The 19,044-nt window shown below is 71.5% G+C and carries 19 protein-coding genes; 17 read left to right on the top strand and 2 right to left on the bottom strand.

Annotated features, from left to right (window positions below):
- From rplO to GVV75_RS05345, 11 genes are all read left to right on the top strand, one after another.
- Entirely contained in the window at positions 1 to 516 is a 516-nt protein-coding gene (rplO, locus tag GVV75_RS05395) for a 50S ribosomal protein L15 (RefSeq protein ID WP_159625743.1), read from the top strand.
- Positions 517 to 945: 429 nt separating this feature from the next.
- Positions 946 to 2,235: a preprotein translocase subunit SecY gene (gene secY, locus GVV75_RS05390; RefSeq protein ID WP_159524079.1), complete on the top strand. Its 1,290-nt coding sequence runs from the start codon at positions 946 to 948 to the stop codon at positions 2,233 to 2,235.
- Positions 2,232 to 2,816 (top strand): adenylate kinase, encoded by a 585-nt coding sequence (locus GVV75_RS05385; RefSeq protein WP_235905448.1) that lies wholly within the window; start codon positions 2,232 to 2,234, stop codon positions 2,814 to 2,816. Before secY ends, GVV75_RS05385 begins: the two co-directional genes overlap by 4 nt.
- A 68-nt stretch (positions 2,817 to 2,884) precedes the next feature.
- Entirely contained in the window at positions 2,885 to 3,790 is a 906-nt protein-coding gene (map, locus tag GVV75_RS05380; RefSeq protein ID WP_159813825.1) for a type I methionyl aminopeptidase, read from the top strand.
- 223 nt (positions 3,791 to 4,013) lie between these two features.
- Entirely contained in the window at positions 4,014 to 4,235 is a 222-nt protein-coding gene (gene infA, locus GVV75_RS05375) for a translation initiation factor IF-1 (protein ID WP_017177298.1), read from the top strand.
- A 32-nt stretch (positions 4,236 to 4,267) separates the two neighbouring features.
- Positions 4,268 to 4,381 carry a 50S ribosomal protein L36 gene (gene rpmJ, locus GVV75_RS05370; protein ID WP_005987264.1) on the top strand — a complete coding sequence of 38 codons (114 nt, stop codon included), beginning with the start codon at positions 4,268 to 4,270 and terminating at the stop codon, positions 4,379 to 4,381.
- Between the two features lie 174 nt (positions 4,382 to 4,555).
- Positions 4,556 to 4,930: a 30S ribosomal protein S13 gene (rpsM, locus tag GVV75_RS05365; RefSeq protein WP_159524077.1), complete on the top strand. Its 375-nt coding sequence runs from the start codon at positions 4,556 to 4,558 to the stop codon at positions 4,928 to 4,930.
- Between the two features lie 67 nt (positions 4,931 to 4,997).
- Positions 4,998 to 5,399, top strand: a complete 402-nt coding sequence (rpsK, locus tag GVV75_RS05360) for a 30S ribosomal protein S11 (RefSeq protein WP_159524076.1) — start codon at positions 4,998 to 5,000, stop codon at positions 5,397 to 5,399.
- 163 nt (positions 5,400 to 5,562) lie between these two features.
- Positions 5,563 to 6,561 (top strand): DNA-directed RNA polymerase subunit alpha, encoded by a 999-nt coding sequence (locus GVV75_RS05355; RefSeq protein ID WP_080461926.1) that lies wholly within the window; start codon positions 5,563 to 5,565, stop codon positions 6,559 to 6,561.
- 31 nt (positions 6,562 to 6,592) lie between these two features.
- Positions 6,593 to 7,330: a 50S ribosomal protein L17, sunset domain variant gene (rplQ, locus tag GVV75_RS05350; RefSeq protein WP_159625748.1), complete on the top strand. Its 738-nt coding sequence runs from the start codon at positions 6,593 to 6,595 to the stop codon at positions 7,328 to 7,330.
- A 254-nt stretch (positions 7,331 to 7,584) separates the two neighbouring features.
- Positions 7,585 to 9,096 carry an Ig-like domain-containing protein gene (locus GVV75_RS05345; RefSeq protein ID WP_159813823.1) on the top strand — a complete coding sequence of 504 codons (1,512 nt, stop codon included), beginning with the start codon at positions 7,585 to 7,587 and terminating at the stop codon, positions 9,094 to 9,096.
- 194 nt (positions 9,097 to 9,290) lie between these two features.
- Here the strand turns inward: GVV75_RS05345 and GVV75_RS05340 are convergent, their stop codons facing one another.
- Positions 9,291 to 10,040, bottom strand: a complete 750-nt coding sequence (locus GVV75_RS05340) for an ROK family protein (protein ID WP_159524087.1) — start codon at positions 10,038 to 10,040, stop codon at positions 9,291 to 9,293.
- A gap of 193 nt (positions 10,041 to 10,233) precedes the next feature.
- Between GVV75_RS05340 and GVV75_RS05335 the strand changes: the two genes are divergently transcribed.
- The 4 genes from GVV75_RS05335 to glmM all read left to right on the top strand — a co-directional run bounded on the left by GVV75_RS05335 (position 10,234) and on the right by glmM (position 14,163).
- Positions 10,234 to 11,217 carry a tRNA pseudouridine synthase A gene (locus GVV75_RS05335; protein WP_159524073.1) on the top strand — a complete coding sequence of 328 codons (984 nt, stop codon included), beginning with the start codon at positions 10,234 to 10,236 and terminating at the stop codon, positions 11,215 to 11,217.
- Between the two features lie 413 nt (positions 11,218 to 11,630).
- Positions 11,631 to 12,074: a 50S ribosomal protein L13 gene (gene rplM, locus GVV75_RS05330; RefSeq protein WP_017177291.1), complete on the top strand. Its 444-nt coding sequence runs from the start codon at positions 11,631 to 11,633 to the stop codon at positions 12,072 to 12,074.
- 43 nt (positions 12,075 to 12,117) lie between these two features.
- Positions 12,118 to 12,615: a 30S ribosomal protein S9 gene (gene rpsI, locus GVV75_RS05325; protein WP_159524072.1), complete on the top strand. Its 498-nt coding sequence runs from the start codon at positions 12,118 to 12,120 to the stop codon at positions 12,613 to 12,615.
- A 192-nt stretch (positions 12,616 to 12,807) separates the two neighbouring features.
- Positions 12,808 to 14,163, top strand: coding sequence for a phosphoglucosamine mutase (glmM, locus tag GVV75_RS05320; protein WP_159813821.1), 1,356 nt, complete (start codon positions 12,808 to 12,810; stop codon positions 14,161 to 14,163).
- Positions 14,164 to 14,226: 63 nt separating this feature from the next.
- On the opposite strand, the gene coaA is transcribed toward glmM, so the two are convergent.
- Positions 14,227 to 15,222: a type I pantothenate kinase gene (coaA, locus tag GVV75_RS05315; protein ID WP_201288717.1), complete on the bottom strand. Its 996-nt coding sequence runs from the start codon at positions 15,220 to 15,222 to the stop codon at positions 14,227 to 14,229.
- A 103-nt stretch (positions 15,223 to 15,325) separates the two neighbouring features.
- Here coaA and glmS point away from each other — a divergent pair, with 103 nt between their 5' ends.
- Both glmS and GVV75_RS05305 read left to right on the top strand, forming a co-directional pair.
- Positions 15,326 to 17,251, top strand: coding sequence for a glutamine--fructose-6-phosphate transaminase (isomerizing) (gene glmS, locus GVV75_RS05310; protein WP_159813817.1), 1,926 nt, complete (start codon positions 15,326 to 15,328; stop codon positions 17,249 to 17,251).
- 19 nt (positions 17,252 to 17,270) lie between these two features.
- A complete protein-coding gene (locus tag GVV75_RS05305; protein WP_159813815.1) occupies positions 17,271 to 18,962 on the top strand; it encodes a bifunctional ADP-dependent NAD(P)H-hydrate dehydratase/NAD(P)H-hydrate epimerase in 1,692 nt (563 codons plus the stop codon).
- Positions 18,963 to 19,044: the final 82 nt, after the last annotated feature.

Raw genomic sequence — 19,044 nt, 5'->3', positions numbered from 1 at the left:
ATGGCAGACACCAAGAAGGCCTCTGAGAAGGCCGCCGAGAACGCCGCTGAGTCCGGGACGGAGAAGGTGCGCGTCGTCAAGTTGCACCACCTCCGCCCCGCCCCGGGCGCCAAGAAGGCCAAGACCCGCGTGGGTCGCGGTGAGGGCTCCAAGGGCAAGACGGCCGGTCGTGGCACCAAGGGCACGAAGGCCCGCTACCAGGTGCGCCCCGGCTTCGAGGGCGGTCAGATGCCGCTGCACATGCGCCTGCCCAAGCTCCGCGGGTTCCGCAACCCGAACCGCGTGGAGTTCCAGCCGGTCAACGTCGGCCGCATCGCCGAGCTGTTCCCCTCGGGCGGGACGGTCACGGTTGCCGACCTCGTGGCCGCTGGCGCCGTGCGCCACGGGCACCTGGTCAAGGTCCTCGGCGGCGGGGATGTCTCCGTCAAGCTGACGGTCAAGGCGGATGCTTGGTCGGCCTCCGCCAAGGAGAAGATCGAGGCCGCTGGCGGCACGATCGAGCTCTCCGAGGACTGATCAGAGAACTGATCCGCTCCAAGCGAGCAAGGCAAGGCCCCGGTGAGGGCGGGCTTCGGCCCACCTCACCGGGGCCTCGTGCTGCGCTCGGGCCAGGCGCGGCCCCGCGGGCGCGGTCCCTGGGGCGGACGCGGCCCCACGGGCGGGGGAGGAGCGACTGGCGCGCCTGAACCGGTCTCGTTCGTCATTTCGACCGGTCTCGCTCCTGTTTTCGACCGGTCTCGCTCGTCATTTCGACCGGTCTCGGCGGGGGGAGGGGAGGGGCGGGGAAGCCGGCGCGTGACGCACGCCTTGCCTTCCGAAACCGTCACGGCGTCGAAGGGGGGCCCTGCTCCGGGGTAGTGTGAGCCAGGCGCGCGCCTGCGCGTCCGCCGTCGGGCCCGCCTCAGGGCCAGTCGACGCCGATTCCCCGAGCCCACAGGAGACCGCGTGCTCAGCGCCTTCGTCCAGGCATTCAAGACGCCTGACCTGAGGAGGAAGCTCCTCTTCACCCTCGGCATCATGGCCCTGTTCCGCCTGGGATCGGTCCTGCCGACGCCGGGCGTGAGCCTGCGGAACGTCCAGACCTGCGTCGGCCAGGCCGATGACGCGAGCCTGCTGAGCCTCATCAACATCTTCTCCGGCGGCGCCCTGCTGCAGTTGAGCGTCTTCGCGCTGGGGATCATGCCCTACATCACGGCCTCCATCATCATTCAGCTCCTGCGCGTGGTCATCCCCCGCTTCGAGGAGCTCCACAAGGAGGGCCAGTCCGGCACCGCCAAGCTCACCGAGTACACCCGCTACCTGACCATCGGCCTGGGCGTCCTGCAATCCGCCACGATCGTGGCCACGGCCGCCAACGGCCAGCTCTTCCCCACCTGCAACGTCTCCGTCATCCCGAGCAGCAGCCCGGTCACCCTCGCCCTCATGATCGTCACCATGACCGCCGGCACCGGCCTGATCATGTGGCTCGGCGAGCTCATCACCGACCGCGGCATCGGCAACGGCATGTCGCTGCTCATCTTCACCTCGATCGTCGCGCGCTTCCCGCAGAACCTCGGCTCGGTCCTCACCGGCAGCGGCGGCGTCTCCAAGTTCGCCATCGTCATCGCCGTCATCCTGGTGGCCACGGTCGCCGTCGTCTTCGTGGAGCAGGGCACTCGGCGCATCCCGGTGCAGTACGCCAAGAGGATGATCGGGCGGCGCCAGTACGGCGGCTCCACCACCTACATCCCCATCAAGATCAACACGGCGAACGTCATCCCCGTCATCTTCGCCTCCTCCATCCTGGCCATGCCCCAGCTCATCTCCCAGTTCGCCCGGAACAGCTCCTGGGCCGCCTGGGTGGGGCAGAACCTGCGTCAGACGGACACGATCTACCTCGTCGCCTACGGCCTGCTCATCCTCTTCTTCACCTTCTTCTACACGGCGATCACCTTCAACGCCGAGGAGATCGCGGACAACATGAAGAAGTACGGCGGCTTCATCCCCGGCATCCGCGCGGGCGAGCCCACCGTGAAGTACCTCTCCTACGTCATCAACCGGGTGACCGTCGTCGGCTCGATCTACCTCGTGATCCTCGCGCTGGTGCCCACCCTGGCGGTCATCGAGTTGGGGCTGTCGCAGTCCCTGCCCTTCGGCGGCACGACTATCCTCATCATGGTGGGAGTCGGCCTCCAGACCGTCAAGGAGATCAACTCCCAGCTCCAGCAGCGACACTACGAAGGGTTCCTCTCATGAGCGCACGCATGGTCCTCCTCGGCCCCCCCGGGGCGGGCAAGGGCACCCAGGCGGCCCGCATCAGCGAGCGCCTGTCCATCCCCGCGATCTCCACCGGCGACATCTTCCGCGCCAACGTGGCCGGCGCCACCGAGCTCGGCCTCAAGGCCAAGGAGTACATGGACAAGGGCGAGTACGTCCCCGACTCGGTCACCAACGCCATGGTCGCCGACCGCATCGCCGCCGACGACGCCGCCTCCGGCTTCCTCCTCGACGGCTACCCGCGCACCGAGGCCCAGGTCCACGAGCTCGACTCCATGCTGGCCGCCAAGGGCCTCGCCCTCGACGTCGTCCTGGAGATCACCGCCGACTCCGAGGTGGTCGTCGAGCGGCTCCTCAAGCGCGCCACCGAGCAGAACCGCGCCGACGACACCGAGCCGGTCATCCGGCGCCGCCTGGAGGTCTACGCCGAGCAGACCGAGCCGCTGGCCGCCCTCTACGAGGCCAAGGGCCTCCTCGTGCGCGTCGACGGTATCGGCGACATTGACGAGGTCACCGAGCGCATCATGACGGCCCTTGCCTCCGCGGGCGTCAGGGCCTGAGCGAGCAATCCTCAGTGGCGCGGGACCGGTCGGGCCCGCGCCACTGCCTGCCAGAGAGGGGGCGCGCGGTGCTGGCGCGCGAGCAGATCGAGATCAAGACCCCGGACCAGGTCCGGCTCATGCGGCGAGCGGGCCTCGTCGTCGCCGATATCCACGCCGCCCTGAGGGAGGCGGTCCGCCCGGGGGTGAGCACCGCCGAGCTCGACGCCGTGTGCGCTGCGACCATCGAGGCTGCCGGCGCCCACTCGAATTTCCTGGGCTACCACGACTACCCGGCCACGGTGTGCGTCTCGGTTAATGACGAGGTCGTTCACGGCATCCCCGGGCCGCGAGTCCTCAAGGAGGGCGACCTCGTCACCTTCGACTGCGGCGCCTACATCCTCGACGGCGGCCAGCAGTGGCACGGCGACGCGGCCTTCACCACCGTGGTCGGCGGCGAGTACGCCTCGGCCTCCGATCGGCTCCTGGACACCACCACCCGGCAGGCCCTGTGGGAGGCGATCGCCGCCGTCGCCCGGGCGGCCGCGGGCCGGACGAGCGGGCGCGCCGCGAGACTCAACGCCATTGGCGACGCCGTCGAGGCCACCGTGGACCGCGCCCTGGCCCAGGCCGCCGGTCAGGGCCATCCCGAGGCCCGGCTCGGCATCCTCCAGGAGTACGTCGGCCACGGTATCGGCACCGCCATGCACCAGGCCCCCGACGTCCTCAACTACTCGATCAAGCGCAAGGGGCCCAAGCTGCGCCCCGGCATGGTGCTGGCCATTGAGCCGATGCTCACCTCCGGCGGGCCCGAGGTCCGCGAGCTCGACGACGGCTGGACCGTCGTCACCCAGGACGGCTCGCGCGCCGCCCAGTGGGAGCACACCGTCGCGATCGTGCCCGGGGGGGTGTGGGTGCTCACCGCCCCCGACGGCGGGGCCGAGGGCCTGGCGCCCTTCGGCATCGAGCCCCGCCCCCTGGCCGAGCGCGGCTGATCGCGTCGCGTCCCGCCCGCCGCCGTCGAGCGCGTTGGCCGATGTGTTCGGGAACACCGGCCGGGAGCCCCTTCCCGCGTGGTGGCGCGGTATCGAGGTGTCGTATCGTTGGCCCTCGGTGCGTCTACCGTTCCTGACCCGAGCCCTCCGGCCGGGCCGGGGCGCGCGCCCAACCGGCGGCGTCGTCGCCGGAGAACTCGAGCGAGAAAACCGACGGAGGAACATGGCAAAGAAGGACGGCGTCATCGAGGTCGAGGGATCGGTCGTCGAGGCCCTTCCGAACGCGATGTTCCGGGTGGAGTTGAGCAACGGGCACGTCGTGCTCGCGCACATCTCCGGAAAGATGCGGCAGCACTACATCCGCATCCTCCCCGAGGACCGCGTCGTCGTGGAGATGAGTCCCTACGACCTCCAGCGCGGCCGCATCGTCTATCGGTACAAGTGACAAGTCGGCCCCCGGGCCGGCGGAGGACAATCATGAAGGTCAAGCCGAGCGTCAAGAAGATCTGTGACAACTGCAAGGTGATTCGTCGCCACGGCCGTGTCATGGTCATCTGCGAGAACCCGCGGCACAAGCAGCGCCAGGGCTGAGGCCCCGCGCACCGGCCACGCGAGCCGTGGCCACCGATCAGCGCCCACCCCAGCGATAGCGCCGGCCTGAACGGCCGGCGCCCCGCAACCCCCGGTTCCTGGAGGCCGGGGCCGCCCCAAGGGGGCGGGGGAGGTGGGTGACGACCTCCGGGAGCACACAGGAGAACCACCACCGTGGCACGCATTTCCGGCGTCGACCTCCCCCGCGAGAAGCGGGTCGAGGTCGCGCTTACCTACATCTTCGGGATCGGCCGCACTCGCGCGGACGAGACCCTCAAGGCAACGGGGGTCAACCCCGACACTCGCGTCAAGGACCTCACCGAGGACGAGCTCGTGGCCCTGCGCGGCCACATCGACTCCAACTACCGGGTGGAGGGCGATCTGCGCCGCGAGGTGCAGGCCGACATCCGTCGCAAGGTCGAGATCGGCTGCTACCAGGGTCTGCGCCACCGCCGTCACCTCCCGGTGCACGGCCAGCGCACCAAGACCAACGCGCGCACCCGCAAGGGCCCCAAGCGCACCGTGGCCGGCAAGAAGAAGGCCAAGTAAGCAGTTGAGCCGCGGTCCGGGCGCCGATGCCCACCGCGCGACCCGATCTTGAGAAGAAGAAGGAAGAATGCCTCCGAAGACCCGCACCGCCGTGCGCAAGCCGCGTCGTAAGGACCGGAAGAACGTCACTCACGGCAACGCCTACATCAAGTCCACCTTCAACAACACCATCGTGTCCCTCACGGACCCGCAGGGCGCCGTCATCGCCTGGGCCTCCTCCGGCCAGGTCGGCTTCAAGGGCTCCCGCAAGTCGACTCCCTACGCCGCCCAGCTCGCTGCCGAGGCCGCCGCGCGCCGCGCCCAGGAGCACGGCATGAAGAAGGTCGACGTCTTCGTCAAGGGCCCCGGCTCCGGCCGTGAGACCGCGATCCGCTCCCTCCAGGCCGCCGGTCTTGAGGTTGGCTCCATCACGGACGTCACCCCCCAGGCGCACAACGGCTGCCGCCCCCCGAAGCGTCGCCGCGTCTGAGACGACCGGTCCGACGGCGCCCCGCCTCCCAGCGCGGCGGGCGCCGTCGGCCCGTGAATCGCCCCGCCGCGCGGGGCCGCCGCCCCGGCAGTTGAGGGCCCAGCGGCGACAACCATGAGGAACGGCGTCATATAGCGGGCGCCGCGACGAAAGGAAACCGACAGTGCTCATCGCACAGCGTCCCACTCTCACCGAGGAGGTCGTCGAGGAGAACCGCCGCGCGCGGTTCATCATCGAGCCCCTCGAGCCCGGCTTCGGCTACACACTGGGCAACTCCCTGCGCCGCACACTGCTGTCGTCCATCCCGGGCGCGGCGGTCACCTCCGTGCGCATCGACGGGGTCCCCCACGAGTTCCGCACGATCCCCGGGGTCAAGGAGGATGTCGCCCAGATCATCCTCAACATCAAGGAGATCGTCCTCTCCAGTGAGAACGATGAGCCGGTCGTCATGTACCTGCGCAAGTCCGGCCCGGGAGCCGTCACCGCCGGTGACATCACCCCGCCTGCCGGCGTCGAGGTCCACAACCCCGAGCTGGTCATCGCGACCCTCAACGAGAAGGGCAAGTTGGAGATCGAGCTGACCGTCGAGCGCGGCCGCGGCTACGTCTCGGCCAACCAGAACAAGGACCCGAACGCGGAGATCTCCCGGATCCCGGTCGACTCCATCTACTCGCCGGTCAAGAAGGTCTCCTACGCCGTCGAGGCCACCCGTGTCGAGCAGCGCACCGACTTCGACCGACTCATCGTCGACGTTGAGACGAAGGCCTCCATCACGCCCCGTGACGCGCTCGCCTCGGCGGGCAAGACCCTCGTCGAGCTCTTCGGCCTGGCCCGCGAGCTCAACGTCGAGGCCGAGGGCATCGAGGTGGGCCCGTCGCCCATGGACCAGGCCCTCCAGCAGGACCTCGCCCTCATGATCGATGAACTGGACCTCCAGGCGCGCTCCTCCAACGCCCTCAAGCGCGAGGGCATCCACACGGTCGGCGAACTCGTCTCGCGCAGCGAGGCGGACCTGCTCGACATCCGCAACTTCGGTGCCAAGTCGATCTCCGAGATCAAGGACAAGCTTGCCGAGTTGGGCCTGTCCCTCAAGGGATCCCCCCTCGATTACCTCGCCGAGGACGACTACACCAACCCCACCTTCAGCGACGAGCAGGCCTGAGCCCCGGCTCGTCACGATCTAGGAGACAACAATGCCTCGCCCCACCAAGGGACCCCGCCTGGGCGGCTCCGCCCAGCACGAGCGCCACCTGCTGGCCAACCTCGCCCGGCAGCTCTTCATCCACGAGTCCATCACGACGACGGAGGCCCGCGCCCGCCGCCTGCGCCCCTACGCCGAGAAGCTCATCACCAAGGGCAAGCGTGGGGACCTCCACGCCCGCCGCACCGTGATGAAGAAGATCACGGACAAGTACGCCGTGTACCGCCTCTTCGAGGAGATCGCCCCGAAGATGGAGGGCCGCGACGGCGGCTACACCCGCATCATCAAGACCGCCCCCCGCAAGGGTGACAACGCCCCCATGGCCGTCATCTCCCTCGTGCTTGAGCCGGTGGCCAAGAAGGCCGTCGTCGAGGACGCGGTCAAGACCGCCAAGTCCGCCGCGAAGAAGGCCGCGCAGGACGCTGTCGCCGAGGCCAAGGGTGATGAGGCCGCGGACGCCAAGACCGAGGCCCCCGCCGCGAAGGAGGCTGGCGCGAAGACTGAGAAGGTCGCGTTCGCCGGCGCCGTCCGCGTCGACGAGGGCTCCGCCGACGCTCCCGACGACGAGCACCGCATCAAGGGCAACGAGGACTCGATGAAGTACCACGTCCCCGGCTCGCGCTGGTACGACGCCACGGTCGCCGAGGTCTGGTTTGCCACCGTGGAGGAGGCCGAGGCTGCCGGCTTCGCCCCCGCCGGTGGCGCGGCCGCGCAGAAGGTCGACGCCTGAGGCGCACGAATGTGATTCGTGTCGCATAGACATGGAGGGCTGGGGTCCGTGAGGTCCCCAGCCCTCCATTATTTCGCGGAATCTCGCTGACCTGCGGTGGCGCGCGACTACGTGACGGGGATGTGATTCGCCAGTTATTCCGTGACGTGGGCGAGACATCCGCCTCTGAATCCGTTAGTTTGGACATGTGACCGCGTCTAAGGCGCGGTGTGCCCAGATCAGCCAACCAGTCCCTTATTCGCACGAGGAGAGTCATGAGACGGTCTTCCGCTCTGGCCGCCGGCGCGCTCGTCGCCGCAGGCGCCTTCGTTCCCGCCGCCGTGAGCACGCAAGCTCAAGCCGCTGATTCCGACAACATCAAGGTGACCGACGTCAAGGTCACCTCCGAGGCCCGCCAGCGCCCGGTCAACGGCGTCGCCGTCGAGGCCTGGGACAAGGTGAGCCTCCAGGCCAAGTGGGAGGCCACCGCCCCCAAGGCCGGGAACTCCTTCACCGTCAAGCTCGGCGACGGCCTGGAGTGGTCCGGATCGCTCGGCTTTGACCTCCTCGACCAGAACGGCTCCGACGTCGGCAACTGCACGTTCACCGTCGGCTCTCAGGACATGACCTGCACCCTGACCGCCGGCGCGGAGAAGTGGGACAAGCTCACCAACGGCACCCTCATCGCTCAGGCCCAGATCAACAACAAGGGCATCGGCCTCAAGCAGAGCACCGTCAAGGTGGGCCCGACCACCGCGCCCATCGTCTTCGGCGACTCCAACGGCGACGGCACCTGCGACACCGGCTGCGACGGCGTCAAGCCCAACTACCCCGAGCCCAACCCCTTCAAGTCCGGCTGGTTCAACGGCGTCAACGACCAGGGCAAGTACGTTTTCATGTGGGAGGTGCGCGCCCAGAACACCGGCGGCGCCAAGAACACCCACTGGGTCGTCAAGGACCCGGGCGCCACCTATGTCGCCAACTCCGTCCTGTGCACCACCGGCTCCTGGCAGGAGGGCAAGGGCGTGGCCAACGTGAAGGTCGCCCCCGGCTGGCCCCAGGAGCAGGTCGAGTTCGACGCCCCCTCCGCTGAGGCGGTGTGCCGCGTCCGCTTCTACACCACGACCGAGCCCACGAAGGCCGCCCAGGCCAACACCGCCACGGTGAACGGCCAGACCTACTCGCGCAGCGGCATCACCGCCACCGAGGCCGGCTCCGGCAACGCGCTGGGCGGCAAGAACCCCGCCCCGGCGCCGAGCCCCAAGACGACCACGCCGTCCGCGGCGCCGTCGGCTTCCGAGAGTGCGACGCCGGCTCCGACGCCGTCGGCTTCCGAGAGTGCGACGCCGGCTCCGACGCCGTCGGCCTCTGAGAGCGCCACGCCGTCTGCGGCGCCGTCCGCCCCCGAGACCACGGTGCCGGCCCCGACGCCGTCGGCCTCCGAGAGCGCGGCGCCCTCCGACCCCGCGCTGCCCACCGTCCCGGCCACCACCCAGGCCGCCGCTCCGCGGGTCACCCCGCAGCAGCCCGGCCCCCAGGCCCCGAAGGACCCTGCCGCCCCCACTGCCCCGGCCACCACCCAGGCCGCTGCCGCGGCGCCCGGCCCGCAGCAGCTCGGCACCCAGGCCCCCAAGAGCCACGCCGTTCCCGCGGCCCCGGCTAACAGCCAGCCGACGTCGAAGCCCTCGCTGGCGAAGACCGGTGCCAGCATCCTGGTGCCGGCGCTCATCGCGGGCGCCGTCATCGGCGGCGGCGTCGTCCTGGTTCGTCGCGGACGCCGCGCCTGATCCACACCCGGTCCCGGCCAGTGAAAACTGACCCGGACTGAGACGAGGGGCCCACCCGGACCATCCGGGTGGGCCCCTCGCGTTTGCGCTGGCGGGCGGGTTCTCATGCCTGCGTTGGCGGGCGGGCCCTCGGGCGGGCGGTCCGGCCGAGGGGCCCGCCCGCCGGGCGCGGGAGCCGCCGGGCGCGGTTGGGCTCAGGGGCGAGCCATGGTCCAGCAGCGCGCCCCGCCGGTCATCCCCGCCTCATTGGGCACCACGACGACGTCGTCGCCCATGCGGGTGAGTTGGAGCGCCGTGATCCTCCGGGAGTTACCGCCCCCGAGGTAAAGGCGGTCCCACAGGTACATGGGGCGCAGGCCGTCGACGACGTGGCGCACCCTGCGCGACCAATGGGCGTCGCCCAGGCGCAGCCTCTCGTGCTCACCGATGTAGTCGTCGTAGGTGAGGCCCCAGCGGACGGGGCCCTGGGAGACCTCGACATGCGGGGCCAGGACGCCGTTGTCGAAGACCGCGTTTCCCAGGCCCGTCCCCAGGGTCACGATCATCTCAAGGCCGTGGCCGGTGACGACTCCGGCGCCGGCGACCTCCGCGTCATTGAGGATGAGCGAGGGCAGGCCGAGGCGCTGCGCGATGGCCGCGCCCATGTCGAAGCGGTGCCACGCCTCGGCGAGCTCGGGGAGCACCTTGGATCGCGGGCCGTCCTTCGTGATGTAGTGCGGGGTGGCGACGACGACGCCGTGGCGGATCATCCCCGGCATCCCCACCGTCACCCGGTCGGCCCGGGGCAGCTGCTCGGCGAGGCCGGCGATCGTCTCGACCAGCTTCGACGGGGGGAGCGGGTAGGGGGTGGGCGTGCGCACGGCGCGAGAGCAGATGGTCCCCTCGGCGTCGAGGACGGAGGCCTTGATGCCGCCGCCCCCGCAGTCGACGGACAACGTGGTCACTGAGGAAGGACTGGGATGACTCGCTTGGCTCGCCTGGCTCGGGGCCCCGGGATTCGTGCTCACGGGGACGACGCTACCTCCAAGGTAGGGACGACGCCCCGAGTTGGCCGGGCCGGGGCCGGGGCCGGGGTCGGGCAGCGGGGCGGTGGGGCGGCCTGCTCGGGAAGCGCTCGCGCCGTGGTCGAATAGGGGCATGGAGGAGTCCAAGGAGCTAAGCGGCGACGACGCGCTGGTGCGCGTGCGGCTGGATCTGGCCTATGACGGCGCGGGATTCGCGGGCTGGGCCGCGCAGCCGGGCCTGCGCACCGTGGAGGGGGTGCTCACCGAGGCGCTCGGCACGGTGCTGCGCGTGCCCGTGCGGCTGACCGTCGCGGGGCGGACGGATGCGGGCGTTCACGCCGCGGCCCAGGTCGCGCACTTCGATGTCGCCCCGGCGGCCTGGCGGGCGCTCCCCGGCCGCTCCGACCGGGCGCCCGGGCAGGCGCTGCTCACCCGGCTGGCCGGTGTCCTGGCCCGCGAGGCGCGCGAGAGCGCCGCTAATGCGAGAGGCGGGACCGCGCCCAGGGGGACGAGCGACATCGTCGTGAGCGGGGCTCGCGAGGCCCCCGAGGGCTTTGACGCGCGCTTCTCCGCCACCGAGCGCGCCTACCGCTACCGGATCGCCGATGGCGGCCCCGCAGCCGGGTCGCGGGACCCCTGGCGGCGGGGGAGCGTGCTGTGGATCCCCGAGGCCCTCGACGTCGGGGCCATGCGCCGCGCCGCCGCGCCATTGCTCGGCGAGCACGACTTCCTCGGCTACTGCAAGCCCCGGGAGGGCGCCACCACGATCCGGACGCTCAAGCGCCTGGAGTGGTCGCGCGTCCCCGCTGGCGCCACCGGCCGCGAGGGGGCCGATGAGGGCCTGGTGGTGCTCGACGTCGTCGCCGACGCCTTCTGCCACTCGATGGTGCGCTCCCTCGTGGGCGCCTGCCTCGCCGTCGGCCAGGGGCGCAGGGGCGAGGACTGGCCCGCGCGGATCCTCCTGAGCGCGAGCCGGGACGCGGCGGCGCCGGTCGCCCCCGCCCATGGCCTGACTCTGGAGCGGGTGAGCTACCCCGCGGATGACGGGCTGGCCGCCCGGGCCGAGCGCGCCAGGGCCCTGCGGTCCCTCCCCGCCCCCTGCGCCGAGACCGGTTGAAATCATGAGCGAGACCGGTCGAAAACAGGACCGAGACCGGTTCGCCGTCCACAGGGGCGGCGAGGCTCGCTCCGTCCCGGTCGGGCTGTGGAAGCGCGACCGGTCTCGATCGTGATAACGACCGGTCTCGCTCGTGATAACGACCGGTCTCGGTGAGGGGGACGGGCGGGCGGGCGGGGGCGTGGCGGGATTCACGGCGGCAGCGCGGCCCCTCCTTTTGACCCCCCTAACAAGCGCCGGTAGTGTGGGCAACCGTCGTGCAGCACGCTGAACGCGCCACCGCGGTGCCATCCCACTCGCCCCGGGGCGCGAGTGCTCCGACCACCTCACCTGACCATGGCGGTCCCGTCGAACAGCGACGCTTCAACGCTCGTCGACGTGACCGCTCGCCAAGAGAAACGAAGGCAACGCCCGTGCGCACGTACACACCGAAGCCCGGCGACGTCGAGAAGAACTGGTACGTCATTGACGCCACCGACGTCGTTCTCGGCCGCCTCGCGGCTCAGGCCGCGAACCTGCTCCGTGGGAAGCACAAGCCGCAGTTCACGCCCAACGCCGACTGCGGTGACTACGTCGTCATCATCAACGCCGACAAGGTGGCCCTCACCAACGGCAAGGCCGACCGCAAGTTCGCCTACCGCCACTCCGGCTACCCGGGTGGTCTGACGGCCGTCTCCTACCGCGACCTGCTGGCGACGCGCCCCGAGCGCGCCGTCGAGAAGGCCATCAAGGGCATGGTGCCTCACACCAAGCTCGGCCGCGCCCAGCTCAAGAAGCTCAAGGTGTACGCCGGCCCCGAGCACCCGCACGCCTCGCAGAACCCGCAAGCTTTCGAGATCACCCAGGTCGCCCAGTAAGCGCTCCAGCGCTCGGCAACCCGCGACAAGCAAAGGACACATCGTGGCTGAGACCACTGTCGACATCGACGCGCTGGATGAGGAGAACGCCCCCTCCAGCTACACCACCGAGACCGGCGGCACCTCTGTGGAGGGCCGCGGGCAGTCCATCACCGCCCCCGGGGCCGGCCTTGGCCGCCGCAAGGAGGCCGTCGCCCGCGTCCGGCTCGTCCCCGGCACCGGCAAGTGGACGCTCAATGGCCGCACTTTGGAGGACTACTTCCCCAACAAGTTGCACCAGCAGCTCGTGCGCGCCCCCTTCACCATCCTCGACCTCGAGGGCCGCTTCGACGTCGTGGCCCGCATCCACGGCGGTGGCGTCTCCGGCCAGGCCGGCGCCCTGCGCCTGGGCATCGCCCGCGCCCTCAACGAGATTGACCGCGAGGCCAACCGCCCGACCCTCAAGAAGGCCGGCTTCCTGACCCGCGACGCCCGCATCGTCGAGCGCAAGAAGGCCGGTCTGCACAAGGCTCGCCGCGCCCCGCAGTACTCCAAGCGCTGATCCGGTTCGGGTCGGTGGCCCCGCGCCGCCGCCTCCACGCCGACGACGCCGCCCCGTCCGCCCGCTCTTATGCGAGGCCGACGGGGCGGCGCTCGTCATGCGCGAGAGCACTGACGGCGTCGTTGCCGGTGCGCGAGGCGGCGGACAGTGGGAGGATGCTCCTCGGAATCCAGACACGAGAGGAGCCCATCCATGGCACGACTCTTCGGCACCGACGGCGTTCGGGGCCTGGCCAACGACCTGCTCACCCCCGCCCTCGCCGTCCAGCTCGGCGAGGCCGCCGCCCGCGTGCTGACCAAGGAGGCTCGCGCGCGCTCCCGCGGCGCCCGGCCCCGCGCGATCGTCGGGCGCGACACCCGGGCCTCGGGTGAGTTCCTCGACCACGCCCTCAGCGCGGGCCTGGCCTCCTCCGGCGTGGACGTCACCCGGGTCGGAGTCCTGCCCACCCCGGCGATCGCCCACCTGACCGCCACCCAGGACATCGATCTGGGCGTGATGATCTCCGCCTCCCACAACCCCTTCCCCGACAACGGCATCAAGTTCTTCGCCCGCGGCGGCTACAAACTCGAGGACGCCGTCGAGGATGAGATCGAGGCGCTGCTCGGGGGCGTCGAGGCCCGCCCCACCGGCGCTGACGTCGGCCGGGTCATCAAGGGAGAGACGGTCGCCGACCAGAACTACATCAACCACCTCGTCGACTCCGTGGCCACGGACCTGTCGGGCCTGCGGATCGTCGTCGACGCCTCCAACGGGGCCGCCAGCGCCGTGGGCCCCGCCGCCCTGCGCGCCGCGGGCGCCGAGGTGATCGTCATCAACGCCTCCCCGGACGGCCTCAACATCAACGCCGACTGCGGATCCACCCACCCCGAGCAGCTCCAGCGCTACGTGCCCGCCGTGGGCGCGGATATGGGCGTGGCCTACGACGGCGACGCCGACCGCTGCCTCGCCGTGGACGCCCGCGGCAACCTCGTCGACGGCGACCAGATCATGGGCCTGCTCGCGCTGGGCATGAAGGCCGACGGCACGCTCGGCTCCGACACCCTCGTGGTCACCGTCATGAGCAACCTGGGCCTCATCCTGGCCATGCGCGACCACGGGATCCGCACCGTCCAGACCGGCGTCGGCGACCGCTACGTTCTGGAGAAGATGCTCGCCGGCGGCTACACGCTCGGCGGCGAGCAGTCCGGCCACGTCATCGACACTGTCCACGCCACCACCGGTGACGGCGTGCTCACCTCCCTGCACATCGCCGCCCGCGTCAAGCGCAGCGGCAAGAGCCTCGCCGAGCTCGCCAGCGTCGTCACCCGCCTTCCCCAGACCCTCATCAACGTCAAGGGGGTGGACAAGGGCGCCGCGGGCACGGACCAGGGCGTCCAGGACGCCGTCGCCGCCGCTGAGGCCGAACTCGGCGACACCGGGCGGGTCCTCCTGCGCCCGTCCGGCACCGAGCCCCTCGTGCGGGTCATGGTGGAGGCCGCCACCCAGGAGCGGGCCGACGCCGTCGCCGGACGCCTCGCCGGCGTCGTCAAGGAGCGCCTCGCGCTCTGAGCCGACCTAAGGCGAAGGGGAGGGGCCCCGGTCAGCCGGCCGGGGCCCCCGCACCCGACGCGCTCACGATTTGCGCAGCAGCACGCGGCGCATGTGGTGATCGGATCCCTTGACCAGCACGAGGGTCGCCCGCCCGCGGGTAGGGGTGATGTTCTCCCGCAGATTCACCAGGTTGACCGTCTCCCAGATCCCACTGGCCGCCGTCAGGGCGATGTCATCGGGGATCGACGCGAAGCGCTGGAAGTAGGAGTCCGGGTCATTGAAGGCGGTGCGCTTGAGGGTGAGGAAGCGCTCCAGGTACCAGCGGCGGATATCGGCGGGATCGGCGTCGACGTAGATCGAGAAGTCGATGAAGTCCGACACCGCCAGCACCGAGCCCATCGGGTGGCCCCCCGGCTCATCGGGGTGCTCCGCGGCCGCGCGCCCCCTCGGCGCGGGCTGGAGCACGTTGAGCCCCTCCAGCACCAGGACGTCGGGCCTCTCGACGACGACGCTGCGGCCGGGCACGATGTCGTAGACCTGGTGGGAGTAGACGGGGGCCTCCACGCGGGGCGCCCCGGATTTCACCGCGGCAACGAAGTCCACGAGCGCGCGCCGGTCGTAGGACTCGGGGAAGCCCTTGCGCGACATGAGCCCGCGCGCCTCCAGCTCGGCGTTGCTCAGGAGGAAGCCATCGGTGGTCACCAGGTCCACGCGAGGGGTGCCCGGGAAGCGGGCCAGGAGGTGGGCGATGAGGCGGGCCGCCGTCGACTTGCCGACCGCGACCGATCCGGCCACCGCGATGACGAAGGGCGTGGGGCGGGCATCGACGCCCAGGAGCTCGGCAATGCGGCGGGCCCGCTCCCGGGAGGTCAGGATGTAGTCCTGAAGGATCGCGGTCAGGGGGCGGTAGACGGCGTCGACCTCCGTGAGGTCCGTGGGGTCTCCCAGGCCGCGGAGCTTGACGACGTCGTCCTGCGTCAGGGGCAGGGGAGTGGAGGAGGCCAGGGCCCTCCACTGCTCGCGCGACAGCTCGATGTAAGGGGAGTGCGAGGAGGTCACTGCCCAAGTCTGACGCATGCGTCAAGCTCGCGCGCAGGACCGCGCAGTCGATTGCCGTGAATCACAGAAGACCCGGCGGATGACGCTTTCCTGAGCGCTCCACTCATGATTCGATCACCCCATGTGTGGAATCGTCGGGCATGTCCGCCCCCTCGCCCCCGTCATCTCCTCCGCCGCGACCCCGGAGGCGGAGTGGCGCACCCTATCCGTCCTCCTCGACGGCCTGGGCCGCCTGGAGTACCGCGGCTACGACTCCGCCGGCGTCGCCCTCGTCGGCCCGTCCGGGATGCAGGTCGCCAAGGCGGCGGGCAAGCTCGAGAACCTCCGCGCCGCCATCGCGGCCGAGCCGCCCGCCCCCGCCACCGCCGGCATCGGCCACACCCGCTGGGCCACCCACGGCGGGCCGACGACGGAGAACGCCCACCCGCACCGCGCCGGCAACATCGCCGTCGTCCACAACGGCATCATCGAGAACTTCCGGGCCCTGCGCGCCGAGGTCGAGGAGGCGGGCCGCCCGCTCCTGTCCGACACGGACACCGAGATCGCCGCCCACATCCTCGACATGGACTTCACCGCCCGCCTGGCCGAGGCGACCGCGGCCGATCCCGCGGCCGATCCCGCGCGGGTCCTCGTGGAGTCCATGCGCGCTGTCACCGAGCGCCTCGAAGGCGCCTTCGCGCTCCTGGCTGTCACCCCCCTGGCGCCCGAGGCGATCGTCGCCGCCCGCCGCTCCAGCCCGCTGGTCATCGGCCTGGGCGACGGCGAGAACTTCCTGGGCTCCGACGTCGCCGCCTTCGTGGCCTTCACCTCCCGCGCCGCCGAGGTCGACGACGATCAGATCCTCCTCCTGCGCCCCGACTCGGTCACCGTGTGGGACAAGGACGGCGTCGTCGTGGAGCCCAAGACCTGGGAGGTCACCTGGGACGCCTCCGCGGCCGTCAAGGGCGGCTACGAGACCTTCATGGACAAGGAGATCCACGATCAGCCCGCCGCCGTCGCCGACACCCTGCGCGGACGGGTGGACGAGCGCGGCGAGATCCAGCTCGACGAGATGCGCATCGACCCCGCGGTCCTGCGCAGCGTCGACAAGATCATCGTCATCGCCTGCGGCACCGCCGCCTACGCCGGTCATGTTGCGAAGTACGCCATCGAGCACTGGTGCCGCGTGCCGGTGGAGATCGAGCTCGCCCACGAGTTCCGCTACCGCGACGCCGTCGTGAGCGAGAAGACCCTCACCGTGGCGATCTCCCAGTCCGGGGAGACCATGGACACCATCCAGGCCATCCGCCACGCCCGCGAGCAGGGCAGTCGCGTGCTCGCCATCGTCAACACCTACGGCTCCACCATCGCCCGCGAGGCCGACGCCGTGCTCTACACCCACGCCGGGCCCGAGGTCGCGGTGGCCTCCACGAAGGCCTTCCTCGCCCAGATCACCGCCTGCTACCTGCTGGGCCTCTACCTGGCGCAGCTGCGCGGCCACAAGTGGCCCGACGAGGTGGCCGACTACCTCGCCAAGCTCGGCGAGATGCCCGACAAGGTCCAGTGGATCCTCGATGAGCAGGAGAGCGCCGTGCGGGCGCTGGGCGCCGAGCTCGCGGACCGCTCCTCCTTCCTGTTCCTGGGCCGCCATGTGGGATTCCCGGTGGCGCTCGAGGGCGCGCTCAAGCTCAAGGAACTCGCCTACGTCCACGCCGAGGGCTTCGCGGCGGGAGAGCTCAAGCACGGGCCCATCGCCCTGGTTGAGGAGGGGCTGCCGGTCTTCGTCATCGTGCCCACCCCGCGCCGCCCCACCCTGCACGACAAGGTCCTGTCCAACATCCAGGAGATCCGCGCTCGCGGCGCGCGCACCATCGTGGTGGCCGAGGAGGGGGACGACGCCGTCGACGCCTTCGCCGACCACATCATCCGCATCCCCGCCACCCCCACCCTCATGGCGCCGCTGCTCACCGTGGTTCCGCTGCAGATCTTCGCTGCCGCGCTCGCCGGCGCCAAGGGACTGGACATCGACCAGCCCAGGAACCTGGCCAAGTCCGTCACCGTGGAGTGAGGAGGAGCGCGCCACCGCCATGACCACCGCCACGAGCGACGCCCGCGTCCCCGAAGCCGCCGAGCCCGCGACCACCGGCACGCTCGCCCGCCGCGCCGCCCATCCGGCTCGGGCCATCGCGCGGGCCGAGGCGCCGCTGACCGCCGGCACCGACCAGTACATGCGGCGGGCCGCCCACGCCGTCGCCAGCGCCTGCCTCGCCGAACTGCGCGAGTCACGCGGCGCGGTCGCCGGCAGTCGAGTCCTCGTCCTGGCCGGCGGTGGGCACAACGGAGGCGACGCCCTCCTCGCCGGGGCCTTCCTCGCCCGCCGCGGCGCCCGCGTGGAGGCCCAACTGGCCACCGACCACCCGCACGGGCCGGCGCTGAGCCGGGCCCGCGCCGCCGGGGTCGCGGTCGCGGACGCTCCCACCCCCTCGCCCGTCGGCGGCGGCGTCGCGGCTGACCTCGTCATCGACGGGCTCACCGGCATCGGCGCCAGCGGGCCCCTGCGCCCGCCCGCCGCCGCTCTCATCGCGCCCCTCATCGCCGCGGGCGCGCCCGAGGAGCGGGCGTTCCGGGTCATCGCCGTGGACGTCCCGTCCGGCGTCGGCGTGGACGACGGCGCCCTGCCGGGCCCTGTGCTCGCCGCCGACCGCACCGTCACCTTCACCTGCCCGCGCGGCGCCCACCTCCTGCCGCCCGCGGCGCCCCTGAGCGGGCGCGTGGACGTCGTCGATCTCGGATTGCCGGTGCCGGCTGGGAGCGAGCCCCTCGCCCTGGTCCCCGATCCGGCTCTGCTCGCCGCGCTCCTGCGCGCCCCCGGCGCCGCCGACCACAAGTACACGCGCGGCGTCGTCGGCTTCCACGCGGGGAGCGAGGCCTATCCCGGGGCCGCGGTCCTCGCCGTCAGCGGCGCCATCCGGGCGGGGGCCGGCATGGCCCGGATCCAGGCGTCCAGGCGGGCCGTCGACCTCGTCCTCGCCTCTCGCCCCGAGGCGGTCCCCGCGACTGGGCGGTGCCAGGCGATCGTCGTTGGTCCGGGCACCCATCGTGCTGATCAGCTCCGGGCCGCGGAATTGCGCGGCGTCTTGCGCGCCGCGCTGCGCCGGGGCGGTGGTGAGCGCCAGTGGGCGGTGATCGATGCCGGGGCGCTCGGGCTCCTGCCCGATCTGATCGCCGAGGGGCTCGTCTGCGGCCCAGAGCATGTCCTCACGCCTCACGCGGGAGAGGCCGCCGCCCTCCTCAGCGGCCTCGGGCAGCCGACGACGCGCGAGGAGGTCGAGGCCGCCCCCGCTTCGGCCGCGCGCGGGCTCGCCGAGGCGACCGGGGCGACGGTGATCCTCAAAGCCGTGCCCGCGCTTATCGCGCGCCCCGGCGGCGGGCCGCTGCTCTCGCTCGACGCCGGGCCGGGCTGGTTGGCGACGGCGGGCAGCGGGGACGTTCTCGCGGGAGCCCTCGGGGCGGTGCTAGCGGCCGTGCGCGCCGATCGCGAGCGCGGTGAGGGCCATCAGCGCGGTGAGCCCGGCATCGGTGCGGCGGGCCTGTCCCTGGGGGACGCGGTCGCGCTCGCGGCGGCCGCGGCCGTGCGCCTCCACGCCGACGCCGGCCGCCTGGCCAGCGGGGAGGGGCTGGGGAGGGGGAGTGAGGGCCGTCCCATCGCGGCCCTCGACGTCGCTGAGCACCTCCCTCGTGCCCGGCAGCGCCTCCGCGCCCAGGGCCCCCGGCGCTAAACCCGCCCTCCCCCTACGCCGAGACCGGTCGAAAATAGGAGCGAGACCGGTCCGCGGACCGGTCTCGCTCCTATTTTCGACC

Origin of the sequence: Actinomyces sp. zg328 (assembly GCF_009829635.1) — a bacterium.
Taxonomy (GTDB): domain Bacteria; phylum Actinomycetota; class Actinomycetes; order Actinomycetales; family Actinomycetaceae; genus Actinomyces; species Actinomyces marmotae.
The sequence above is the reverse complement of the archived record's forward strand: the minus strand, read 5'-3'. Positions and strand labels throughout refer to the sequence as shown.